Raw genomic sequence first — 18003 nt, 5'->3', positions numbered from 1 at the left:
GCGGCCCGGAACGTGCCCGGGCTACGGCGGAAATGAGGATCAGTGGCCCTGATGGGCGCCTTCGCCGCCCTTGGCGGCGATCGAGTCGACCTTGAACTCGACATCGACGGTGCCGGCTTTCTCGAAGGTCAGCGTGCCCTTCATCATCTCGCCCTGCTTCAGCGGCTGTTTCAGATCCATGAACATGATGTGGTAGCCGCCGGGCTTGAACTCGACCTTGGCGCCGGCCGGCACCTCGACCCCGTTATCCATCGGCCGCATCGTCATGACGCCGTCCTTGGTCGCCATCTCGTGGACTTCCGCGCGGGCGGCAAAGGGCACCGAGATCGAGACGAGCCTGTCCGGCGCCGTGCCGGAGTTCTCGATGGTCAGGTAGCCGCCGCCGACCTTGGCGCCGGCCGGCGTCGCGCGAGACCAGGGATGGCCGATCTTGAGCGGCCCGAGCTTGAATTCATGAGCCGCCGCGAAGGTGGCCGAGAGCGCCAGCGCAGCGGCGGCGAGGGAGAGGGAAAGCTTCATCGTGGTGATCCTGTGGAATCGCAGCCGGCGTCACGACGCATTCGGCGGCAGTCAGGCATGGCAAGGGAATGGATAAAGGAGACGTGTCGCTCAGGCGGCGGGCGGCGCGCGCGAAGGCGGCAGGCCGGTCGCGAAGGACGGAAAAAGACCATCCTGCCGGCGCGGCGAGCGCGCGACATAGGTCTCCGTGCGTGCGGCGACGCTGACCGTGACGGTCGGCGGGCCAGCGAGAACGGGGTTGTGCGGGCAGCCCTTGCAATGGACGAGCTCGCCGAGCGGCGCGGTGGGAGTGCCCGATGAACCGTTATCCGGAACGGGTGCGCCCGAGCAGAGCAGGATGCCATCCGGCAGTCCGGACGCCGTGGACGGCACCGGAGCCAGTGCGAGCGCCAGCACGCTGAGCGCATAGGCCACGGCCAGCCACGCTCCCAGAATGGAGCGGCGCAGCCAGGGGAAAAGGCGGGCATCGGCCAGCATGCGGCATCATTGGCGCTCGTTTCGGCTCGGGGTCAAGCATCCGGGTTGCCGCAGCCCGGATCGCCGGTCGAGTCAGGGCTTAGACGGTTCCGGAGAAGATTATTCTCCACGGTGACGTTTCTTTAAAAGAACGAACCGATTGACAAACAGGACTGCCTGAGTGAAATTGGCAGCGTTCCCGGTTCGCCGGGAGCCGCGGAGATTTGAGCGAGCAGCTTGCGCCGCGTCACCAAACGCTAAAGCGCCACGACTGGGTCGTGGGCTCCAGATCGAGGAGACTGACATGACCGTTGCGAAGACCGTTCGGAACCACCCGCGTTCCCCTTCCCTGTTCTGCTGCTGTCGACGCTGAGGCCATCGGGCGCCTGTCGCCCTTCGTTTCACCGTCATTTCAAGCGCCGCGATGCGGCACAGAGAGCAGAGCCATGTCCCCTTCATTCCATTCCGCCGGCCGGCACAGCCCGGCCCAGCAAGCCTATGTCATCGAGGTCGGCGAGACGCAGGCCGGCCTCGTCAACCGGCGCGCCGATGAGCGCTTCTTCACCTTCATCGCGGCGAGCGCCGCCTTTCGCGCCCTGGACGGCCATCGCTTCGCTACGCCGGGCGCTGCCGAGCTTGCGGCTCGCATGCTCGCGGGTCCCCGCCGCGGTGCCCCTGCCTTCCGACTGGCGTCGTAGGTCGCCATGCGAATTCTTGTCGCCTTGTGGCAGGCGCTCGATGCCTGGTTCGCGCGGGCCGTTCCGGCAACGGAACCGGCTTGCGACGAGGACCGGCGTTGCTCGGTCCGTCAGGTGACGCTGGAACAGCTCGGCATCACCCATTGGTCCTGCCATTCGCATTTCTGAGGACATGATGAACGCCCCCGTCAAACCCGACGCGCTGAACCTCGGCGCGCGGCCCATTCCCGCTCCCGATCCGATCATCTGCTTCGAGCAGGTCGGCAAGACCTATGCCGGCCGCGGCGAGCAGCAGGCCGTGGCGGCTCTCTCCGGCATCGACCTCGCCGTTCCGGCCGGCGCCATCGTCGGCGTCATCGGCCGCTCGGGCGCCGGCAAGTCGACGCTGATCCGCCTCGTCAACGGCCTGGAGCGGGCTACCACCGGTCACATCCTGATCGAGGGTGAGGATGTCACGGCGCTGACCGAGGCCGGCTGGCGCCGGCGGCGCCGGGAGATCGGCATGATCTTCCAGCACTTCAACCTGCTCTCCTCGCGCACGGTGTTCGATAATGTCGCCCTGCCGCTGGAGATCGCCGGCACGCCGAAGGCGGTGATCGCCGCCAAGGTCGAGAAATTGCTGGCCCTGGTCGGCCTCGCCGACAAGAGCGAGCGCTTCCCGGCCGAGCTCTCCGGCGGGCAGAAGCAGCGCGTCGGCATCGCGCGCGCTTTGGCCACCGACCCGAAGGTCCTGCTCTGCGACGAGGCGACCTCGGCGCTCGACCCGGAGACGACGAAGGCGATCCTGGCGCTGCTGCGGCAGGTCAACCGCGATCTCGGCATCACCATCCTGCTGATCACCCATGAGATCCCGGTCATCAAGGAGATCTGCGACCGCGTCGCGGTGATCGAGGGCGGGCGCATCGTCGAGGAGGGCGAGACCTTTGCCGTCTTCACCAATCCGCAGCATCCGACGACGGCACGCTTCGTCGAGGCGGTGACCGGCGTCGAGGTGCCGGCGCATCTCGCGAGCCGCATCCGGGCGGAAGCGCGTCCCGGCGACGACATCGTGCTGCGCATCACCTTCACCGGCGAGAATGCGACGGCTCCGGTCATCAGCCGGCTGAGCGCGGTCGTCGGTGTCGACGTCAACATCCTGGCCGGGCGGATAGACGCCATCGCCGGCCAACCCTTCGGCAGCCTGCTGGTCTCGATCCCGTCGCGCGTGCCGGAAAGCGACGCCGTCCTCGGCGCACTCAAGAATCTCGGTCTCAAGGCGGAGGTGGTCGGCCATGTCTCCTGAAATCATCAGCCTCATCTGGCAGGCGACACTCGACACGCTGAGCATGGTCGCCGTCGCCGCCGGCATCGGCACGCTCGTCGGCCTGCCGCTCGGCGTCTTCCTCGCCACCAGCAAGCGCGGCGAGCTGTTCGCGGCGCCGGCGCTCAACGCTGCGCTCGGCGTGGTGGTCAATGCCACACGCTCGACGCCCTTCATCATCCTCGTCGTCGCGATCATTCCCTTCACGCGGCTGATCGCCGGCACCTCGATCGGCACCGCCGCGGCAATCGTGCCGCTGACGGTGGCCTGCATCCCCTTCATCGCCCGCCTGATCGAAGGCGCGATCCGCGAGGTCGACCAGGGGCTGGTCGAGGCAGCGCGCGCCATGGGGGCGACACCCGTCCAGATCGTCCGCAAGGTGCTGGTGCCCGAGGCGCTGCCGGCCATCGTGCTGGGGCTCACGCTGGCCGTCGTCAGCCTGATCGGCTTCTCGGCCATGGTCGGCGCCGTCGGTGGCGGGGGCCTGGGCGATCTCGGTATCCGCTACGGCTACCAGCGCTTCATGCCCGATGTGATGGCGACCGTCGTCGCCGTGCTCATCGTCCTCGTCCAGCTCGTGCAGAGCTTCGGCGATCGCCTCGCCCGGCGCCTCAACAAGCGCCTGCGCCACGCCTGATCACAGCCAATCCTGTTTCTGACCCAAAGGACTATCGACCATGACGACTTCCTTCACCCGCCGCGCCGCGCTCGCCGCCGGCCTTGCACTCACGCTCGGCGCCGCCGTCCCGGCGCTTGCCCAGCAGAATCAGGTCATCCGCGTCGGCGTCTCGCCCGGCCCGCATGCCGAGATCCTCGAGAAGGTGAAGCCGCTGCTCGCCAAGCAGGGCATCGACCTCAAGATCATCGAGTTCTCCGATTACGTCGTGCCGAACCAGGCGCTCGACGCCGGCGAGCTGGAGGCCAACTCCTTCCAGCACAAGCCCTATCTCGACAACCAGGTGAAGGATCGCGGCTTCAAGATCGAGAGCGTCGGCCTGACCGTGAACTTCCCGATCGGCATCTACTCGTCGAAGTACAAGAGCTGGGCCGAAATCCCCGACGGCGCCACCATCGCCATTCCGAACGACCCGACCAATGGCGGGCGCATCCTCCTGCTGCTGCAGGACAAGGGTGTGCTCAAGCTCAAGGACGGCGTCGGATTCAAGCCGACCGTCGCGGACATCACCGGCAACCCGAAGAAGCTCAAGATCCTGGAGCTCGACGCCGCCCAGACGCCGCGCTCGCTCACCGACGTCGCCGCCGCGGCGATCAACACCAACTACGCCGTCGATGCCAAGATCGATCCGGCCTCGGCCATCCTGCGCGAGGATGCGAAGGGCCCTTATGTGAACCTGATCGCGGTCCGCACCGCCGACAAGGACAAGCCCTGGGTCAAGACCCTGGTCGACACCTATCACACGCCCGAGATCAAGGCGTTCATCGCCGAGCGCTTCAAGGGCGTCGTCCTCGCCGGCTGGTAACCACTCCTCCCACCTGGCTGTCGATCATCGGCCAGGCGACTGCCCGGATGCTCACGCATCCGGGCTTTTTGTTGGGCGCTGCGCTCAGCGGGCGACCGGCCCGAAGGCGAAGAACTGCGTCTCGCCGGAAGAGTCGTCGACACCGTCATTATCGGTGACCACGAAGAGATTGCCGGCCTTGTCGACCGTCATGCCCTCGACCTTGTCGAGGCCGTAGCCACCGGCCTTCATCAGATCCGGTGTCAGGTCGCGGAGCTGGGTCTTGGTCACGGTCGGAATTTCCGCCGCGCCGATGGCGGCCGGCTTCAACCCCTTCACCGAGAAGGTCTGGATCGCCTTCACGGCCTTGGCGCCGAAGCCGTTGTCGCGCTCGATCACGGCAAAACGGTCGTCGCCAAGCGAGACGAGTTCCGAAAGGCCCATCCAGTACCCCTGCGCCGGTTGGGTCAGCGGGTAGTGCAGCACGCCCCACTCCTTGGTTGCCGGCTTGTAGGAGAGGATCTTGGTCTTGCCCTTCGGATCGTCCTTCCACTCGCGTTGGACGGCGAGCCAGACTGTCTCTTCGGCGCCCGTGCCGGTCACGGTGACGCCCTCGAAACCGAAGCGCACGGCATGCTTCGACAGCGCCTCCGGCAGCCGGATCTCCTCCTCGACCTCGCCCTTGGCCGAGACGCGCAGCAGCAGGTCGGGCAGGGCTGCGTCCTTCTTCTCGGGGTTGCCCTCGGAAGCGAGCCAGAAGCCGCCATCGGCGCGCGTTGCGATGCCCTCGAGGTCGTAGGCGGCAGGTTTGCCATCCTTCGTCACCGTGATCGCGCCGGTGATCTTCGCCGGCTTGGCGGTCGCATCGATTTCGAGGATGCGCGAGGGCGCATAGGCGCTGTCGGTGATCGAGAACAGCTTGCCGGGGGCCGTGCGATCCGCCGCGAGGCCGGACAGCGCGCCCCAGCCGATCGGCAGGCCGTTCTCATCGGCGGAGTGGATCGTCGGATAGGCGGCGGTCTGCTCGGCACGGCGATAGATCATCACGGCCGAACGCGCGCCGCCTTTCTCGCCGACATCGGTCTCGGAGGCGGTGACGAAGAGGTCGCGCTGCGGGATGGCGAGCAGCCCTTCCGGGCCGATGCCGGTCGGCAGCGCCTGCAGATAGCGCGGCGCCTTGCCCGGACCTTCGTCCTTGTAGACCAGCACCAGCGAGGCGCGCTCCAGCCCGACGAAGATCAGCCGGTCGTTGCCATAGGTCGCGACCTCGATGCCTTCCGGCTCGCTACCCTTCGCGGCCGAGCGCTTCTCGGGGTAGTGGCCGAGCCGCATGGCGGTGTGGTCGACGTCGGAACCTGAGTCGAACTCGACCGTGCCATCCTTGCGGAAGATCGAGAAGCTGCGCGAGCCGCCCTTCCAGTCACCCTCATTGGCGGTGACGAAACGATCATTGTCGAGCCAGCGCACGGCGTCGGGCTCGCGGGCGACACCCTTGAGCTCTTCGGTCGGGCTGATCTTGCCGTCGCGGGTCTTGTCGACGTTCTTGAGGTCGACCATGCCCGCCGGGAAATGCGCCACGACCTTGCCGGTCTTCGAGTCGACGACGGCGATGTGGTTGTTCTCCTGCAGCGTCACCACGACGAGGCCGTCGATATTGACGTCGACGAATTCCGGCTCCGGATCGGTCGGCTCGACGGCGGTGATGCCGGTGAGGTCGACGACCTGGCGCGAGGCGCAGTCGATGGCGCCGTCCTTGATGCCGATCAGCGTCAGGTTGCCGGCGGGGAGCTGAGGCAGCGCACCCTTGTTCAGCTTCTCGTCGCGCTCGTTCTCGATGGCGATCGCGATCTTGCCCTTGTCCTTGGTGAGGGTCACCGAATCCGGCTGGCCGCCGAGGTCGCACTTCGCCACGACCTGCTTGGTCTTGAGGTCGACGGTGGCGAGGTGGCCGGCCGGCTCCTTGAAGTTGTCGCCGGAGGTGACGACCGCGACGAAGGCCTTGTCGCCGAGGATGGTGACCGAGGTGGACTCACCTTCGAGCTGCACGAAGCCGGCGGGCCTGGGCGCTTCGGGAGTGGTGATGTCGATGATGCCCAGCCCCTTCTGCTCGGCGTCGGTATAGGCCAGCAGCTTGCCGTCCTCGCTCGCGGCAACGATCTCGGCCACGGTCTTCTTGCTACGGTCGCGCCCTTCCGGGAGGTTGTCTGGCACCGAGAAGGTCGCGACGCGGTTGAACAGCGGCTCCGCGCCGGCGGTGCCGGCGAGGAGCAACGAAGCGAGAGCCGCGAGGGCAAGGGGCTGGCGCATGGGTCGGTTCCGCTGAATGACAAGGAGAACCGTCGGCTAGTGAGCCCATGCGACAACTGCGTGACGGCCCTCAGGCCTGCAACGGCGGCTGGATCTCGGCGGAACGCTTCAGCCCGATGATCTCCAGCTCCGTCACGATCGCGACGGCGAGCGCCTGGCCGAGCACGAAGGCGATGCCGAGCGAGGATGGTGCGAACCAGCCCGTGAGCAGGATCACGACGCTGTCGGCGATCCAGAGCAGGTTGACGCCGACGACGAGATGAACCGCCCAGCGCGCCAATGTCTCGCGGCTGGCAAACCAGGCGAGCAGGGCCGCGCAGGGCAACAGGACGAGCCCCGCGCCACGCAGGAAGCCGACCGGGAAGCCGAGCGGAGCGGCAAGCGCGTCGGCGCCGCCGGCCAGGAGCAGGCCCATGCCGGCGCAGGCGGCGGCATCGAGGGCAAGCGCGTTGCGCAGGAAGCGCGAGGAACGGATCGTCGACATGGCAGTCTCCTTTTCGTCGGGGCCTTGGCTTTCGTCGGCCATGGCCGTTGCGATGGGAGAATGCTGGCGCCTTCCCGGCGGCGGGTCGATTAAGCGGGAGGTAATTGGAACCGCCCGTCCCTACGGCTAGCGTATCGGCATGACGACACATCACGCCCCCTCCGTCGGCGCGCTCATCCGCGACTGGCGGCAGCTGCGCCGCTTCAGCCAGCTCGACCTCGCCCTCGAAGCCGAGATTTCGCAGAAGCATCTGAGCTTCATCGAAAGCGGTCGCTCCAGGCCGAGCCGCGAGATGGTGCTCCTGCTGGCCGAACATCTGTCGGTGCCGCTGCGCGAGCGCAACGCGCTGTTGCTCGCCGCCGGCTATGCGCCGGTCTATCGGGAGCGATCGTTGGAGGACCCCACCTTGCAGGCGGCACGAGCGGCAATCGACCTCATCCTGAAGGGGCACGAGCCTTATCCGGCGCTCGCGGTGGATCGGCACTGGACCCTTCTGGCTGCCAACGGCGCCGTGACGAATCTGCTCGGCCTGGTCGCGGATGCAGAATTGCTGAGGCCGCCTGTCAATGTCCTGCGGCTCTCGCTGCATCCGGGCGGGCTGGCCCCCTACATCACGAATTTCGCGGTGTGGAAGGAGCATCTGCTGGTGCGGTTGCGCCAGCAGGTCCGGGCGACGGCCGATGTTCAGCTCGGCGCCCTGCTGAGCGAGCTCGCTGCCTATCCCGATCCTGGCGGACAGGCCGCTGCACGGCATGAGGCGAATGCCGAGCCCGCCATCGTCGTGCCGCTTCAGCTCAGGCTCGGCGATGCGACGCTTTCGCTGATCTCGACCACGACGGTATTCGGCACGCCGGTCGACGTGACCCTGTCGGAGCTGGCGCTGGAAACCTTCTTCCCGGCCGATCAGGCCACCGCGGAAGCTCTCCGCACGCTGGCGGCACCGGGAGGCGGGCACGCCTGAAATCGCGGAGGAACCTTTCCCGGCAGCGCCGGTTGCCTATTCGAAAGCCGCGCTAGCGGCGTCAGAACCGAAAGGACCTGCGCAATGGGCAGCACGACCGACAAGATCAAGGGCCTGGCCAACGAGGCCGCCGGCAACGTCAAGCAGGCCGCCGGCAAGGCGTTCAACAAGCCGGAATGGGAGGCCGAGGGCAAGGTCCAGGAGCTCAAGGGCGAGGCCCAGCAGGCGCTCGGCAAGGGCAAGGACGCCGTGAAGAAGGCCGTCGACAAGGTCTGAGGTCAGCTGCGGCAAACAAAAGGGCCGCCAATCGGCGGCCCTTTTTCATAGAGGTCTCGCAAAGGGATCAGGCGGTGCCGCCGAGTCCGCCGAGGAAATCCTTGACCCGGCCGAAGAAGCCGGCGGTTTCGGGGTGGGTGTTCTGCGAGCTTTCGCGCTCGAACTCCTCCAGCAGTTCGCGCTGGCGGGCGGTGAGCTTCTGCGGGGTCTCGACCACGACCTGGATATAGAGATCGCCGACTTCGCGCGAGCGTAGCACGCTCATGCCCTTGCCCTTCAGGCGGAACTGCTTGCCGGTCTGGGTGCCTTCCGGGATCTTCACCCGCGCCTGCTCGCCGGAGAGCGTCGGCACCTCGATCTCGCCGCCAAGCGCTGCCGAAACCAGGCCGATCGGCACCCGGCAGAACAGATCGGCGCCGTCGCGCTGGAAGATCGCGTGCGGCTTCAGCGACAGGAAGATGTAGAGATCGCCCGCCGGCCCGCCGCGCAGGCCCGCTTCGCCCTCGCCGGCGAGGCGGATGCGCGTGCCGTCCTCGACGCCGGCCGGGATGTTGACCGAGAGCGTGCGCTCGCGCGTGACGCGGCCGGCGCCCTGGCAGTTTTTGCAGGGGTCGTCGATGACCTCGCCGCGGCCATTGCAGGTCGGGCAGGTGCGCTCGACCGAGAAGAAGCCCTGATTGGCGCGGACGCGGCCATGGCCGCCGCAGGTCGGGCATTGCCGCGACTTCGAGCCGGGCTTGGCGCCCGTGCCTGAACAGGCTTCGCAGGAGACCGACGTCGGCACGCGGATCGAGGCATTCTTGCCGGTGAAGGCTTCTTCCAGCCCGATCTCGAGGTTGTAGCGTAGGTCGGCGCCGCGTTCGCGGCCATTGGCGCTGCGCGGCCCGCCTCGTCTGGCATCGCCGAAGAAGGAATCGAAGATGTCCGACATGAAGTCGGAGAAATCGGCCCCGCCTCCGCCCCCGCCGCCATTCTCGAAGGCGGCATGGCCGAAGCGGTCATAGGCCGAGCGCTTCTGCCCGTCGGAAAGGACCTGATAGGCCTCGTTGATTTCCTTGAACTTGATCTCGGCGTCCCGATCGCCGGGGTTCTTGTCCGGGTGATGCTGCATCGCGAGCTTGCGGAAGGAGCTCTTGAGCTCGACCTCCGTCACGGTCCGGCTGACGCCGAGAATCTCGTAATAATCGCGCTTCGACATCGAAACGATCTGTCCCTCTGCCTTTGACGCAAGACGGCCGGGCCTCCGGGCCCGGCCATGGCGCGTCAGGCATCTTCAACCTGCTTCACGCCATCCCTGAACGAGATGGCCGGGTCAAGCCGGCCAAATCCCATTCGGGATGGAGAGCGCGGTTACGCGCTCTTCTTCTTGTCGTCCGAGACATCCTTGAAGTCGGCGTCGATGACGTCGTCTTTCTTGGCTTCCTCGGTCGTCGTCTCGCCTTCGGCGGCGCCGGCCTCGGCCTGGCTGGCGGCATACATCGCCTCGCCGAGCTTCATCGAGGCCTGCATCAGCTCATTGGTACGAGCCTGGATGGCCTCGGAATCCTCGCCGGTGAGGGCCGTCTTGAGCGCCTCGACCGCGGTCTCGATCGCCGACTTGTCGGCTTCCGAAACCTTGTCGCCGTAATCCTTCAGCGACTTCTCGGTCGAGTGGACCAGGCTCTCGCCCTGGTTCTTGGCCTCGACCAGCTCGCGGCGCTTCTTGTCCTCGGCGGCATTGGCCTCGGCGTCCTTCACCATCTTCTGGATATCGGCCTCGCTGAGGCCGCCCGAAGCCTGGATCTTGATCTGCTGCTCCTTGTTGGTGGCCTTGTCCTTCGCCGTCACGGAGACGATGCCGTTGGCGTCGATGTCGAAGGTCACCTCGATCTGCGGCATGCCGCGTGGCGCCGGCGGAATGCCCATCAGGTCGAACTGGCCGAGCAGCTTGTTGTCGGCCGCCATCTCGCGCTCGCCCTGGAAGACCCGGATCGTCACCGCGTTCTGGTTGTCCTCGGCGGTGGAGAAGACCTGGCTCTTCTTGGTCGGGATCGTGGTGTTGCGGTCGATCAGGCGGGTGAACACGCCGCCCAGCGTCTCGATGCCGAGCGAGAGCGGGGTCACGTCGAGGAGCAGCACGTCCTTGACGTCGCCCTGGAGGACGCCGGCCTGGATCGCGGCGCCGATGGCGACGACCTCGTCCGGGTTCACCCCCTTGTGCGGCTCCTTGCCGAAGAACTGCTTCACGACTTCCTGGACCTTCGGCATGCGGGTCATGCCGCCGACGAGGACGACCTCGTCGATCTGGCCCGCCGAGATGCCGGCATCCTTGAGCGCCTTCTTGCAGGGCTCGATGGTGCGCTGGATCAGGTCGTCGACCAGGCTCTCGAACTTGGCGCGCGAGAGCTTGATGGCGAGATGCTTCGGACCGGAGGCATCCGCCGTGATGTAGGGCAGGTTGATCTCGGTCTGGGCCGCGCTCGACAATTCGATCTTGGCCTTCTCGGCCGCTTCCTTCAGGCGCTGCAGGGCGAGCTTGTCCTTCTTCAGGTCGATGCCCTGCTCCTTCTTGAACTCCTCCGCCAGGTACTCGACCAGGCGCATATCGAAGTCCTCGCCGCCGAGGAAGGTGTCGCCGTTGGTCGACTTCACCTCGAAGACGCCGTCGCCGATCTCGAGGATCGAGACGTCGAAGGTGCCGCCGCCGAGGTCATAGACCGCGATGGTGCCGGTGGACTTCTTGTCGAGGCCATAGGCGAGCGCAGCCGCCGTCGGCTCGTTGATGATGCGCAGCACCTCGAGACCGGCGATCTTGCCGGCGTCCTTGGTGGCCTGACGCTGGGCGTCGTTGAAATACGCGGGGACCGTGATGACGGCCTGGGTGACGGGCTGGCCGAGATACGACTCCGCCGTCTCCTTCATCTTGGTCAGGATGAAGGCCGAAATCTGCGAGGGCGAATAATCCTTGCCGTCCGCCGAGACCCAGGCGTCGCCGTTGGGAGCCTTGACGATCTTGTAGGGGACGAGCTTGAGGTCCTTCTGCGTCATCGGATCGTCGTAGGTGCGGCCGATGAGGCGCTTGATCGCGAAGAAGGTGCGCTCGGGGTTGGTGACGGCCTGGCGCTTGGCCGGCTGACCGACGAGGCGCTCGCCATCGTCCGTGATCGCGACGATCGACGGCGTGGTGCGGGCACCTTCGGAATTCTCGATGACCTTCGGCGTGGTGCCTTCCATCACTGCAACGCAGCTATTGGTCGTGCCGAGGTCGATACCAATGACTTTACCCATGGATGGGATCCCTTTCGATTGAGCAGATCGCCGGCCTGCGGCGCATTCACGCCGCCTGCCGGCCCATGGACCGGTCCGCACCCGCTCCAGCGGCGAACGAACCGGCATTCCACGTTTGACGGTGGTGAAACCGCCCCTTGGGCGCGTATATAGTGAGGGTGTTCCCGCCCTTGCAAGACAGGCGAGCCGATTAAGAATCGGGGACTACCTATTCGCAAAGCGGGAAGCGGACCCCGGCACCGCCGCGCTTTGCGGCCGACTGTGGCGTTTGCGTCCTTGTGCAGGCCGAATGGGTGGGTCATGCAGATGGGCCGTTCGGCTTGACATGGACCCGATGAGAGCACGCAAGCGCATCGTCCTCGGCCTCGCAGCGCTGCTTGCGGCGATTGCAGGCGCGCCTGCTTGGGCGCAGCCGTTGCAGTTGCCCGGCGCCCAGCCGTTCAACGCGCCCGGGACCCATCAGGCCGCTCCACCCGCGACGGGCGCCCCGGCTGCGCCGCGCCAGCAGAGCCTGCCGGCCCTGAAGATCGCGGGCGAGGAGGCGATCCTCGGCAAGGTCCTGCATCATAACGGCAATCACGGCGCGGCGACATTCGAGAAGCTCGGCAGCGGCTATGGGCTGAAGCTCAGTCTCGACGGCTATCAATCCACCAATCTGGTCGAGCCCTGCGCGGTTTCGATGGGCGATGCGCCCGTCCCGGTCACGGCACTCGGCAAGCCGGTCGGCGTGCCGCGCTACCGGCTGGAGGCGCCGGTCTGTCCGATCGTCTTCGACGTGCTCGACGGAGCCTTCCTGGTGGTCGAGCCGTCCGAGCCCTGCATCGTCCAGGCCGCCCAATGCCGTGTCGATCCGCGTGGCCTCTGGGGTCCGGACGTCGGTGTCGTCGCGAGCCAGGCCAAGGGAATCGAGCGCGCGCGCGGCGCGGCTGAGCGCGCGCTGCGCGATGGCTACCGGACCCTGACCTCCAAGGCGAACGCGGTCGATCAGCGGAGCCTTGCCCGCGAGCAGGCCGGATTCTCGGGTGAGCGCGAGATGGTCTGCCGCGATTTCCAGCGCGAGGGGCAGTACGGTTTCTGTGCCGCCCGGATCACGGAAGCGCGCGCGGCGGAATTGCGGGCAAGGCTCGGGCTTCATACCGAGCCGAAGCAGGCGGCCAAGCCTAAGCCGCGCCCGGCGCCGCCGAAGCCCGCACCGCTTTCGCTCACCCCGACGCAATAGTGCGTGGCGCCGACGGGCGCCTCAGCCCATCCGTGCCGCGAGCGCCGTCTCATCGAGCCCGGCAAGCGCATCGATCAGGTGCATCGCGAAGCTGCCGGGGCCGGCGGAGCGTTCGGCGGCAATCTCACCGGCTATGCCGTAAGCCGTGAGCGCTGCCGCCGCAGCCAGGGCCGGATCAGGTTCGACCGCCCTGCAGGCCGTGACCAGCGCGCTGGAGGCGCAGCCGAGTCCGGTGACCTTGGTCATCAGCTCATGGCCATGGTCGATCAGGTAAGCGCCGCTTACCCCTTCGATCCGGTCGACCTTGCCGGTGGTGACGCGCAAAACGTCCCTCGCTTGCGTCATCGCGGTATCGAGCGCGGCCATTTCGCTCGCATTGCCGCGCACCGTCACGCCGGGAAGCTGCAGCACGTCCCGCGCGAGCCGCATGCGCAATGGTGATAGCTCGACGAAAACCGGATCGAGCACGAGCGGCAGACCGCGCTCGCGGGCGACATCGAGCAGTTTCGGAATGGCGCGCTCGCCCTCCGGGCTGATCGTGCCGAGATTGATCAGGATCGCCCCGGCGCCGGCCGCAACGGCCGCGACCTCGTCGGGATGGCTCGCCATCGAGGGGATGGCCCCGAAGGCGAGCAGCATGTTGGCGGTGACGTTCTGTGCCACTGTGTTGGTCAGGCAGTGGACTCGCGGGCGGCGCTCGGCCACCCGCTTCAGCACGGCCGCGACGCTTTTCGCGTCGAGGCCCTCGGGGCCTGCGCTCATTCGGCCGCAGGGAGATAAATGCTGCCGCCCTTGTCGAGGAATTCCTTCGACTTGGCCGCCATTCCCTCGGCTGCCATCGCTTCGAGGTTGGCGCGCTCATTGTCGCTCATCGCCTGCACCTCGGCGCGGAGATCTTGCGTGATCTTCATCGAGCAGAATTTCGGCCCGCACATCGAGCAGAAATGCGCGACCTTGTGGGCATCCTTCGGCAGCGTCTCGTCATGGAACTCGCGCGCCGTGTCGGGATCGAGCGCCAGGTTGAACTGGTCTTCCCAGCGGAAGTCGAAGCGGGCGCGCGAGAGCGCGTCGTCCCGGATCTTCGCCGCCGGATGGCCCTTGGCGAGGTCGGCGGCGTGCGCCGCGATGCGGTAGGTGATGACGCCGGTCTTGACGTCGTCGCGGTTCGGCAGGCCGAGATGCTCCTTCGGCGTGACGTAGCAGAGCATGGCGCAGCCATACCAGCCGATCATCGCCGCGCCGATGCCGGAGGTGATGTGGTCATAGCCCGGCGCGATGTCGGTGGTCAGCGGGCCGAGCGTGTAGAACGGCGCCTCGCCGCACTCCCGCAGCTGCTTGTCCATGTTCTCCTTGATCTTGTGCATCGGCACATGGCCGGGACCCTCGATCATCACCTGGCAGCCCTTGTCCCAGGCGACCTTCGTCAGCTCGCCCAAAGTCTCCAGCTCGGCGAACTGGGCGCGGTCATTGGCGTCGGCGATCGAGCCCGGACGCAGGCCGTCGCCCAGCGAGAAGGAGACGTCGTAGCGGCGCATGATCTCGCAGATCTCGTCGAAGCGCTCGTAGAGGAAGCTCTCCTTGTGATGCGCCAGGCACCAGCGCGCCATGATCGAGCCGCCGCGCGAGACGATGCCGGTGACGCGATTGGCGGTCAGCGGCACGTAAGGCAGCCTGACGCCGGCATGGATGGTGAAATAGTCGACACCCTGCTCGGCCTGCTCGATCAGCGTGTCCTTGAACACTTCCCAGTCGAGCTTGATCGGATCGCCGCCGACCTTCTCCAGCGCCTGGTAGATCGGCACGGTGCCGATCGGGACGGGTGAGTTGCGGAGAATCCAGGAGCGGATGTTGTGGATGTTGCGGCCGGTGGAGAGGTCCATCACCGTGTCGGCGCCCCAGCGGATCGCCCAGACCAGCTTCTCGACCTCCTCGGCCGCGCCGGAGGTGACGGCGGAATTGCCGATATTGGCGTTGATCTTGACGAGGAAATTGCGGCCGATCGCCATCGGCTCCAGTTCGGGATGGTTGATGTTGGCGGGGATGATGGCGCGGCCGCGCGCGATCTCGTCGCGGACGAATTCCGGCGTGACGAATTCCGGCACGTTGGCGCCGAAGCTCTCGCCATCGGCATGGCGTTCGCGGGCGCCTTCCAGCATCGCGGCCCGGCCGAGATTCTCGCGATGGGCGACATAGATCATCTCGGGCGTGACGATGCCGGCCTTGGCGAACTCGTACTGCGTCGTGAGCTGACCGGGCTTCGCCTGCAGGATCGGGCGCTCGGCCGGGCAGGCCGGCACGAGCTGCGCCTCGCTGATATGGCCGTTATCGGCGGCGGTGACGGCCCGGCCTGGAACCTGCTGGAAGCCACGGGCATCGAGCCAGGCGCGGCGCGGCTGCACGAGCCCCGCATTGAGGTCGATCTTCGCATCGGTCTCGGTATAGGGGCCGGAGGGATCGTAGATGCGCACTGGCGGCTCGGCATCGGTCGTCAGCGCGACCTCGCGGAACGGCACGCGCATCTCGGGATGCTCGGGGGCGGCGACGTAAATCTTGCGCGAGCCGATGATCGGCCCGGTGGTCACGCTTTGCGGCGCGGTCTTGACGCTGTTCTTCTGCGGTTTGGTGTGAGTGTTCATGCGGGGATCTCCTCCTTGGTTCAGGTCAGGAGATCCGGGTTTGGAAGCGGTCCAGTCGCTGTATGCGGGCGAGACGAATCCCGATCCGCGTTCCAGTCCCTCCGCCGGTATGACCCGGATCAGGTTCGACGGGTTCGGCTCATCGCCATCTCAGCCCTTGCGAGCACCCCTCGGAACGGTCCGGAGGTTAGAACCGTCGTGATCTGGACGCAACCGGCAAAGAAGTATCTGACCGCTGCGCAGCCATGCGCCGGCATCAATCCGGGCAGGGGCGCCAAGCCCAGGGGGCAAAGAGATCGAGGTCGTCAGACGGTGACGTCGAGATGCTCGCCCTGGCCGAAGGGCAAGGCGGCCTTCTGCTCCGCGATGCTGCGTTCCAGCATCTCGACCAGGCCGTTCTCGGCGTCAGCCTGCTGCTTGACCATTTCGGTCTGCAACGCCTGGTGGGTCGCTGCGGCTCGCATGGTCACGAAGCTCTCGGCGATCAGAAAAGGCGAGTCGCCCATGCTCTTCTCCCTCGCTTCAAGCTTAGGCGGCGAGTCTTACCCGAATCTGAATCCGAAGCCGCCAGCTTCTAGCGACTGGGCGCGATGATCGACGGCACCGGCTTTGGCATCGGCAGGTCGCGGTCGGGCTGGGGCGGAGCGCGTTCGCCGCTCGGGCCGCGCTGGCTGCCCTGGATTTTGCCCCGCTCGTCGGGCTTCTCCCGGGCGATGTCGCCGGAGCGGGGCGCAAGCGGCCCGCCAGGAGCCCGTTGCTTGGTCGTCGGGGCGGGCGGCGTCGAATTCTGGGCCTGTACCGCCGATGTCAGAAGAGCGCTTGCAACGAACAATCCTGCCAGCGCCAGGGTGAACTTCATCATGGCGTCGTCTCCCATCGGACTTTTCCTCCAGAAAACGAACGACAGGGTGAGGCAAGGGTTCCTTGCCTCCTGCGAAGAGCAGGACTGCTCGACATGCAGCCCTGCCCCTCATGGTTGGTTCCTGGCGGAACGCCCGCCGATCAGCGGCTCTGGCCGGTCAGCAACGGGGTGATGCGCCGGAGCGTCACCCGCCGGTTCTCGCGCGAAGCCTCCTGCGTCTGCACCTTCAGATATTGCTCGCCATAGCCCTGCGTCGTCAGGTTCTCCGGCGGGATCTGGAAGTCGCGGGTCAGGATCTCCGCCACCGACTGCGCCCGGCGGTCGGAGAGCGACAGATTGTCGACGTCCGAACCGACCGCATCGGTATGGCCCTCGACGAGGAAGACCTCGTTCGGCGAGCCCTGCAGCACGCGCTTGACCGAATCCGCGATCACCGCAAGGCGCTGTGCCTGGTCGGGCGTGACCTGCCAGGACCCCGTCGCGAAGTTGATCGTGTCGATATCGACGCTGCGCATGCGGGCCCGCAGGTCGGGCGAGTAGCGCACCTCGTCCAGCGTGTATCGGCGCGGGATCGCGGCGATGGGCGGTGCCGTGATCGTCTCGTAGATCAGGCTCTCATCGGCCTGGTCCGCATCGACGATGTAGCGCTCGCGCGGGATCGGCAGCGGCGGCGGCGGCAGGACGACCACATCGTCGGCAAAGCGCCCCGGACGGTCCCGCAGCGTGTTGTCGATGATGATGACCTCGCGGTTGTCGCGGTCGATCCGGCTGCGGCGGAGCAGGCGGCCTTCGTCGTCCGTGACGGTCACGACGCGCGTGCCGTCGGGCCGTTCGAAGACGGTGCGCGTCTCGCCGTCACGGCGTTCGGCGCGACCCTGCCAGCCGAGATCGCGGAAGCGCTGATCCTCGTCGCGGCGGATGATGGCGCGGCCGTCGTCGTCGCGGATGATGGTGCGTCCGGGCTCCCGGATGATCGTGACATCGCCCTCGCGACGCTCCTCGCGGCGCTGGCGGATATCGTCGAAGCGCTGGGCGCCCTGGGTCGCCATGATGCCGCCGAGGACGCCGGCACCGAGGCCGATCGCTCCGGCGACGCCGGGCGAGATGCCGCCGCGGCGACCTTCACGCTGTGGCGGTTGGCCAGGAGCGCCGGCTGGCGGCTGGCCCGGCACCGTACCTGGAGCCGTCGGCGCCACGCCGGGACGGCCCGGCATGGTCGCGCCGGGGGGCGGCGGCTGGGTGCCCGGCGGCACGGCCGGGGCCGGCTGCCCCGGTGCGGGAGCGATTCCGGGTTGGGCTGGAGCCGCGGGCTGGCCGGGGGCTGCCGGAGCCGCTGGTGGGACAGGGCGGGCACCGGGCTGCGGCGTGCCGGGCGAGACCGCGTTGGGTTGAGCCGGCGCGCCCGGCGGCGGCAAGGGGCGCTGCGAAGGCTGCGCGCCGGGCTGCGGAGCGGTCGGAGCCGTTCCGGGGGTAGCGGGACGTAGGCCCGGCGCCGTCGGTGGGACGGGTCGCTGGTCGGGACTGGCACCGGGTTGGGATGCCCCGGGCGCGGTCGTGT

19 protein-coding genes and 1 riboswitch are annotated in these 18003 nt (G+C 67.2%); of the genes, 8 read left to right on the top strand and 11 right to left on the bottom strand.

Going from position 1 to position 18003, the window contains the following annotated elements; all coding sequences use genetic code 11:
* Positions 1-39 precede the first annotated feature (39 nt).
* Both CE453_RS27920 and CE453_RS27915 read right to left on the bottom strand, forming a co-directional pair.
* Positions 40-519: a copper chaperone PCu(A)C gene (locus CE453_RS27920; protein WP_089177563.1), complete on the bottom strand. Its 480-nt coding sequence runs from the start codon at positions 517-519 to the stop codon at positions 40-42.
* A gap of 90 nt (positions 520-609) precedes the next feature.
* The gene (locus tag CE453_RS27915) at positions 610-996 is read right to left on the bottom strand and encodes a hypothetical protein (RefSeq protein WP_089177562.1); all 387 of its coding nucleotides are present in this window, start codon (positions 994-996) and stop codon (positions 610-612) included.
* A gap of 425 nt (positions 997-1421) precedes the next feature.
* Between CE453_RS27915 and CE453_RS27910 the strand changes: the two genes are divergently transcribed.
* Genes CE453_RS27910 through CE453_RS27895 form a run of 5 tightly spaced genes read left to right on the top strand, consistent with a single transcriptional unit; the run spans position 1422 to position 4454 of the window.
* On the top strand, positions 1422-1673 hold the full coding sequence (locus tag CE453_RS27910) for a hypothetical protein (RefSeq protein WP_089177561.1): 252 nt from the start codon (positions 1422-1424) through the stop codon (positions 1671-1673).
* Between the two features lie 6 nt (positions 1674-1679).
* Positions 1680-1841, top strand: coding sequence for a hypothetical protein (locus CE453_RS28860; protein ID WP_157733236.1), 162 nt, complete (start codon positions 1680-1682; stop codon positions 1839-1841).
* 7 nt (positions 1842-1848) lie between these two features.
* Positions 1849-2955 (top strand): methionine ABC transporter ATP-binding protein, encoded by a 1107-nt coding sequence (locus CE453_RS27905; protein WP_089177560.1) that lies wholly within the window; start codon positions 1849-1851, stop codon positions 2953-2955.
* Positions 2945-3610: a methionine ABC transporter permease gene (locus CE453_RS27900; RefSeq protein WP_089177559.1), complete on the top strand. Its 666-nt coding sequence runs from the start codon at positions 2945-2947 to the stop codon at positions 3608-3610. Before CE453_RS27905 ends, CE453_RS27900 begins: the two co-directional genes overlap by 11 nt.
* Before the next feature lie 40 nt (positions 3611-3650).
* A complete protein-coding gene (locus CE453_RS27895; RefSeq protein ID WP_089177558.1) occupies positions 3651-4454 on the top strand; it encodes a MetQ/NlpA family ABC transporter substrate-binding protein in 804 nt (267 codons plus the stop codon).
* Positions 4455-4538: 84 nt separating this feature from the next.
* On the opposite strand, the gene CE453_RS27890 is transcribed toward CE453_RS27895, so the two are convergent.
* Both CE453_RS27890 and CE453_RS27885 read right to left on the bottom strand, forming a co-directional pair.
* Positions 4539-6740: an esterase-like activity of phytase family protein gene (locus tag CE453_RS27890; RefSeq protein ID WP_089177557.1), complete on the bottom strand. Its 2202-nt coding sequence runs from the start codon at positions 6738-6740 to the stop codon at positions 4539-4541.
* Between the two features lie 70 nt (positions 6741-6810).
* Positions 6811-7224 carry a hypothetical protein gene (locus CE453_RS27885; RefSeq protein WP_157733235.1) on the bottom strand — a complete coding sequence of 138 codons (414 nt, stop codon included), beginning with the start codon at positions 7222-7224 and terminating at the stop codon, positions 6811-6813.
* Positions 7225-7363: 139 nt separating this feature from the next.
* Here CE453_RS27885 and CE453_RS27880 point away from each other — a divergent pair, with 139 nt between their 5' ends.
* Both CE453_RS27880 and CE453_RS27875 read left to right on the top strand, forming a co-directional pair.
* A complete protein-coding gene (locus CE453_RS27880) occupies positions 7364-8185 on the top strand; it encodes a helix-turn-helix domain-containing protein (protein ID WP_089177555.1) in 822 nt (273 codons plus the stop codon).
* An 84-nt stretch (positions 8186-8269) separates the two neighbouring features.
* Positions 8270-8461, top strand: coding sequence for a CsbD family protein (locus CE453_RS27875; protein ID WP_089177554.1), 192 nt, complete (start codon positions 8270-8272; stop codon positions 8459-8461).
* A 67-nt stretch (positions 8462-8528) separates the two neighbouring features.
* Here the strand turns inward: CE453_RS27875 and dnaJ are convergent, their stop codons facing one another.
* Both dnaJ and dnaK read right to left on the bottom strand, forming a co-directional pair.
* On the bottom strand, positions 8529-9659 hold the full coding sequence (gene dnaJ / locus CE453_RS27870; protein WP_089177553.1) for a molecular chaperone DnaJ: 1131 nt from the start codon (positions 9657-9659) through the stop codon (positions 8529-8531).
* Positions 9660-9811: 152 nt separating this feature from the next.
* The gene (dnaK, locus tag CE453_RS27865) at positions 9812-11728 is read right to left on the bottom strand and encodes a molecular chaperone DnaK (RefSeq protein WP_089177552.1); all 1917 of its coding nucleotides are present in this window, start codon (positions 11726-11728) and stop codon (positions 9812-9814) included.
* A 334-nt stretch (positions 11729-12062) separates the two neighbouring features.
* Here dnaK and CE453_RS27860 point away from each other — a divergent pair, with 334 nt between their 5' ends.
* Positions 12063-12947, top strand: a complete 885-nt coding sequence (locus tag CE453_RS27860; RefSeq protein ID WP_157733234.1) for a hypothetical protein — start codon at positions 12063-12065, stop codon at positions 12945-12947.
* Positions 12948-12968: 21 nt separating this feature from the next.
* On the opposite strand, the gene CE453_RS27855 is transcribed toward CE453_RS27860, so the two are convergent.
* The 5 genes from CE453_RS27855 to CE453_RS29375 form a co-directional block, all read right to left on the bottom strand.
* Positions 12969-13709 carry a hydroxyethylthiazole kinase gene (locus tag CE453_RS27855; protein WP_089177550.1) on the bottom strand — a complete coding sequence of 247 codons (741 nt, stop codon included), beginning with the start codon at positions 13707-13709 and terminating at the stop codon, positions 12969-12971.
* Entirely contained in the window at positions 13706-15583 is a 1878-nt protein-coding gene (gene thiC / locus CE453_RS27850) for a phosphomethylpyrimidine synthase ThiC (RefSeq protein ID WP_089177549.1), read from the bottom strand. Before thiC ends, CE453_RS27855 begins: the two co-directional genes overlap by 4 nt.
* A gap of 78 nt (positions 15584-15661) precedes the next feature.
* Positions 15662-15764: riboswitch (TPP riboswitch) on the bottom strand.
* Positions 15765-15888: 124 nt separating this feature from the next.
* Positions 15889-16089: a hypothetical protein gene (locus CE453_RS27845; RefSeq protein WP_089177548.1), complete on the bottom strand. Its 201-nt coding sequence runs from the start codon at positions 16087-16089 to the stop codon at positions 15889-15891.
* A 68-nt stretch (positions 16090-16157) separates the two neighbouring features.
* Complete coding sequence (locus CE453_RS27840; RefSeq protein ID WP_157733233.1) at positions 16158-16445, bottom strand: hypothetical protein; 288 nt, start codon at positions 16443-16445, stop codon at positions 16158-16160.
* A 140-nt stretch (positions 16446-16585) separates the two neighbouring features.
* On the bottom strand, positions 16586-17659 hold the full coding sequence (locus CE453_RS29375; RefSeq protein ID WP_248307901.1) for an OmpA family protein: 1074 nt from the start codon (positions 17657-17659) through the stop codon (positions 16586-16588).
* Between the last annotated feature and the right edge of the window lie 344 nt (positions 17660-18003).

It is taken from the genome of Bosea sp. AS-1 (assembly GCF_002220095.1).
Classification (GTDB): Bacteria; Pseudomonadota; Alphaproteobacteria; order Rhizobiales; family Beijerinckiaceae; genus Allobosea.
Note: the sequence above shows the minus strand (reverse complement) of the source record. Positions and strands in the feature narration are given on the sequence as shown.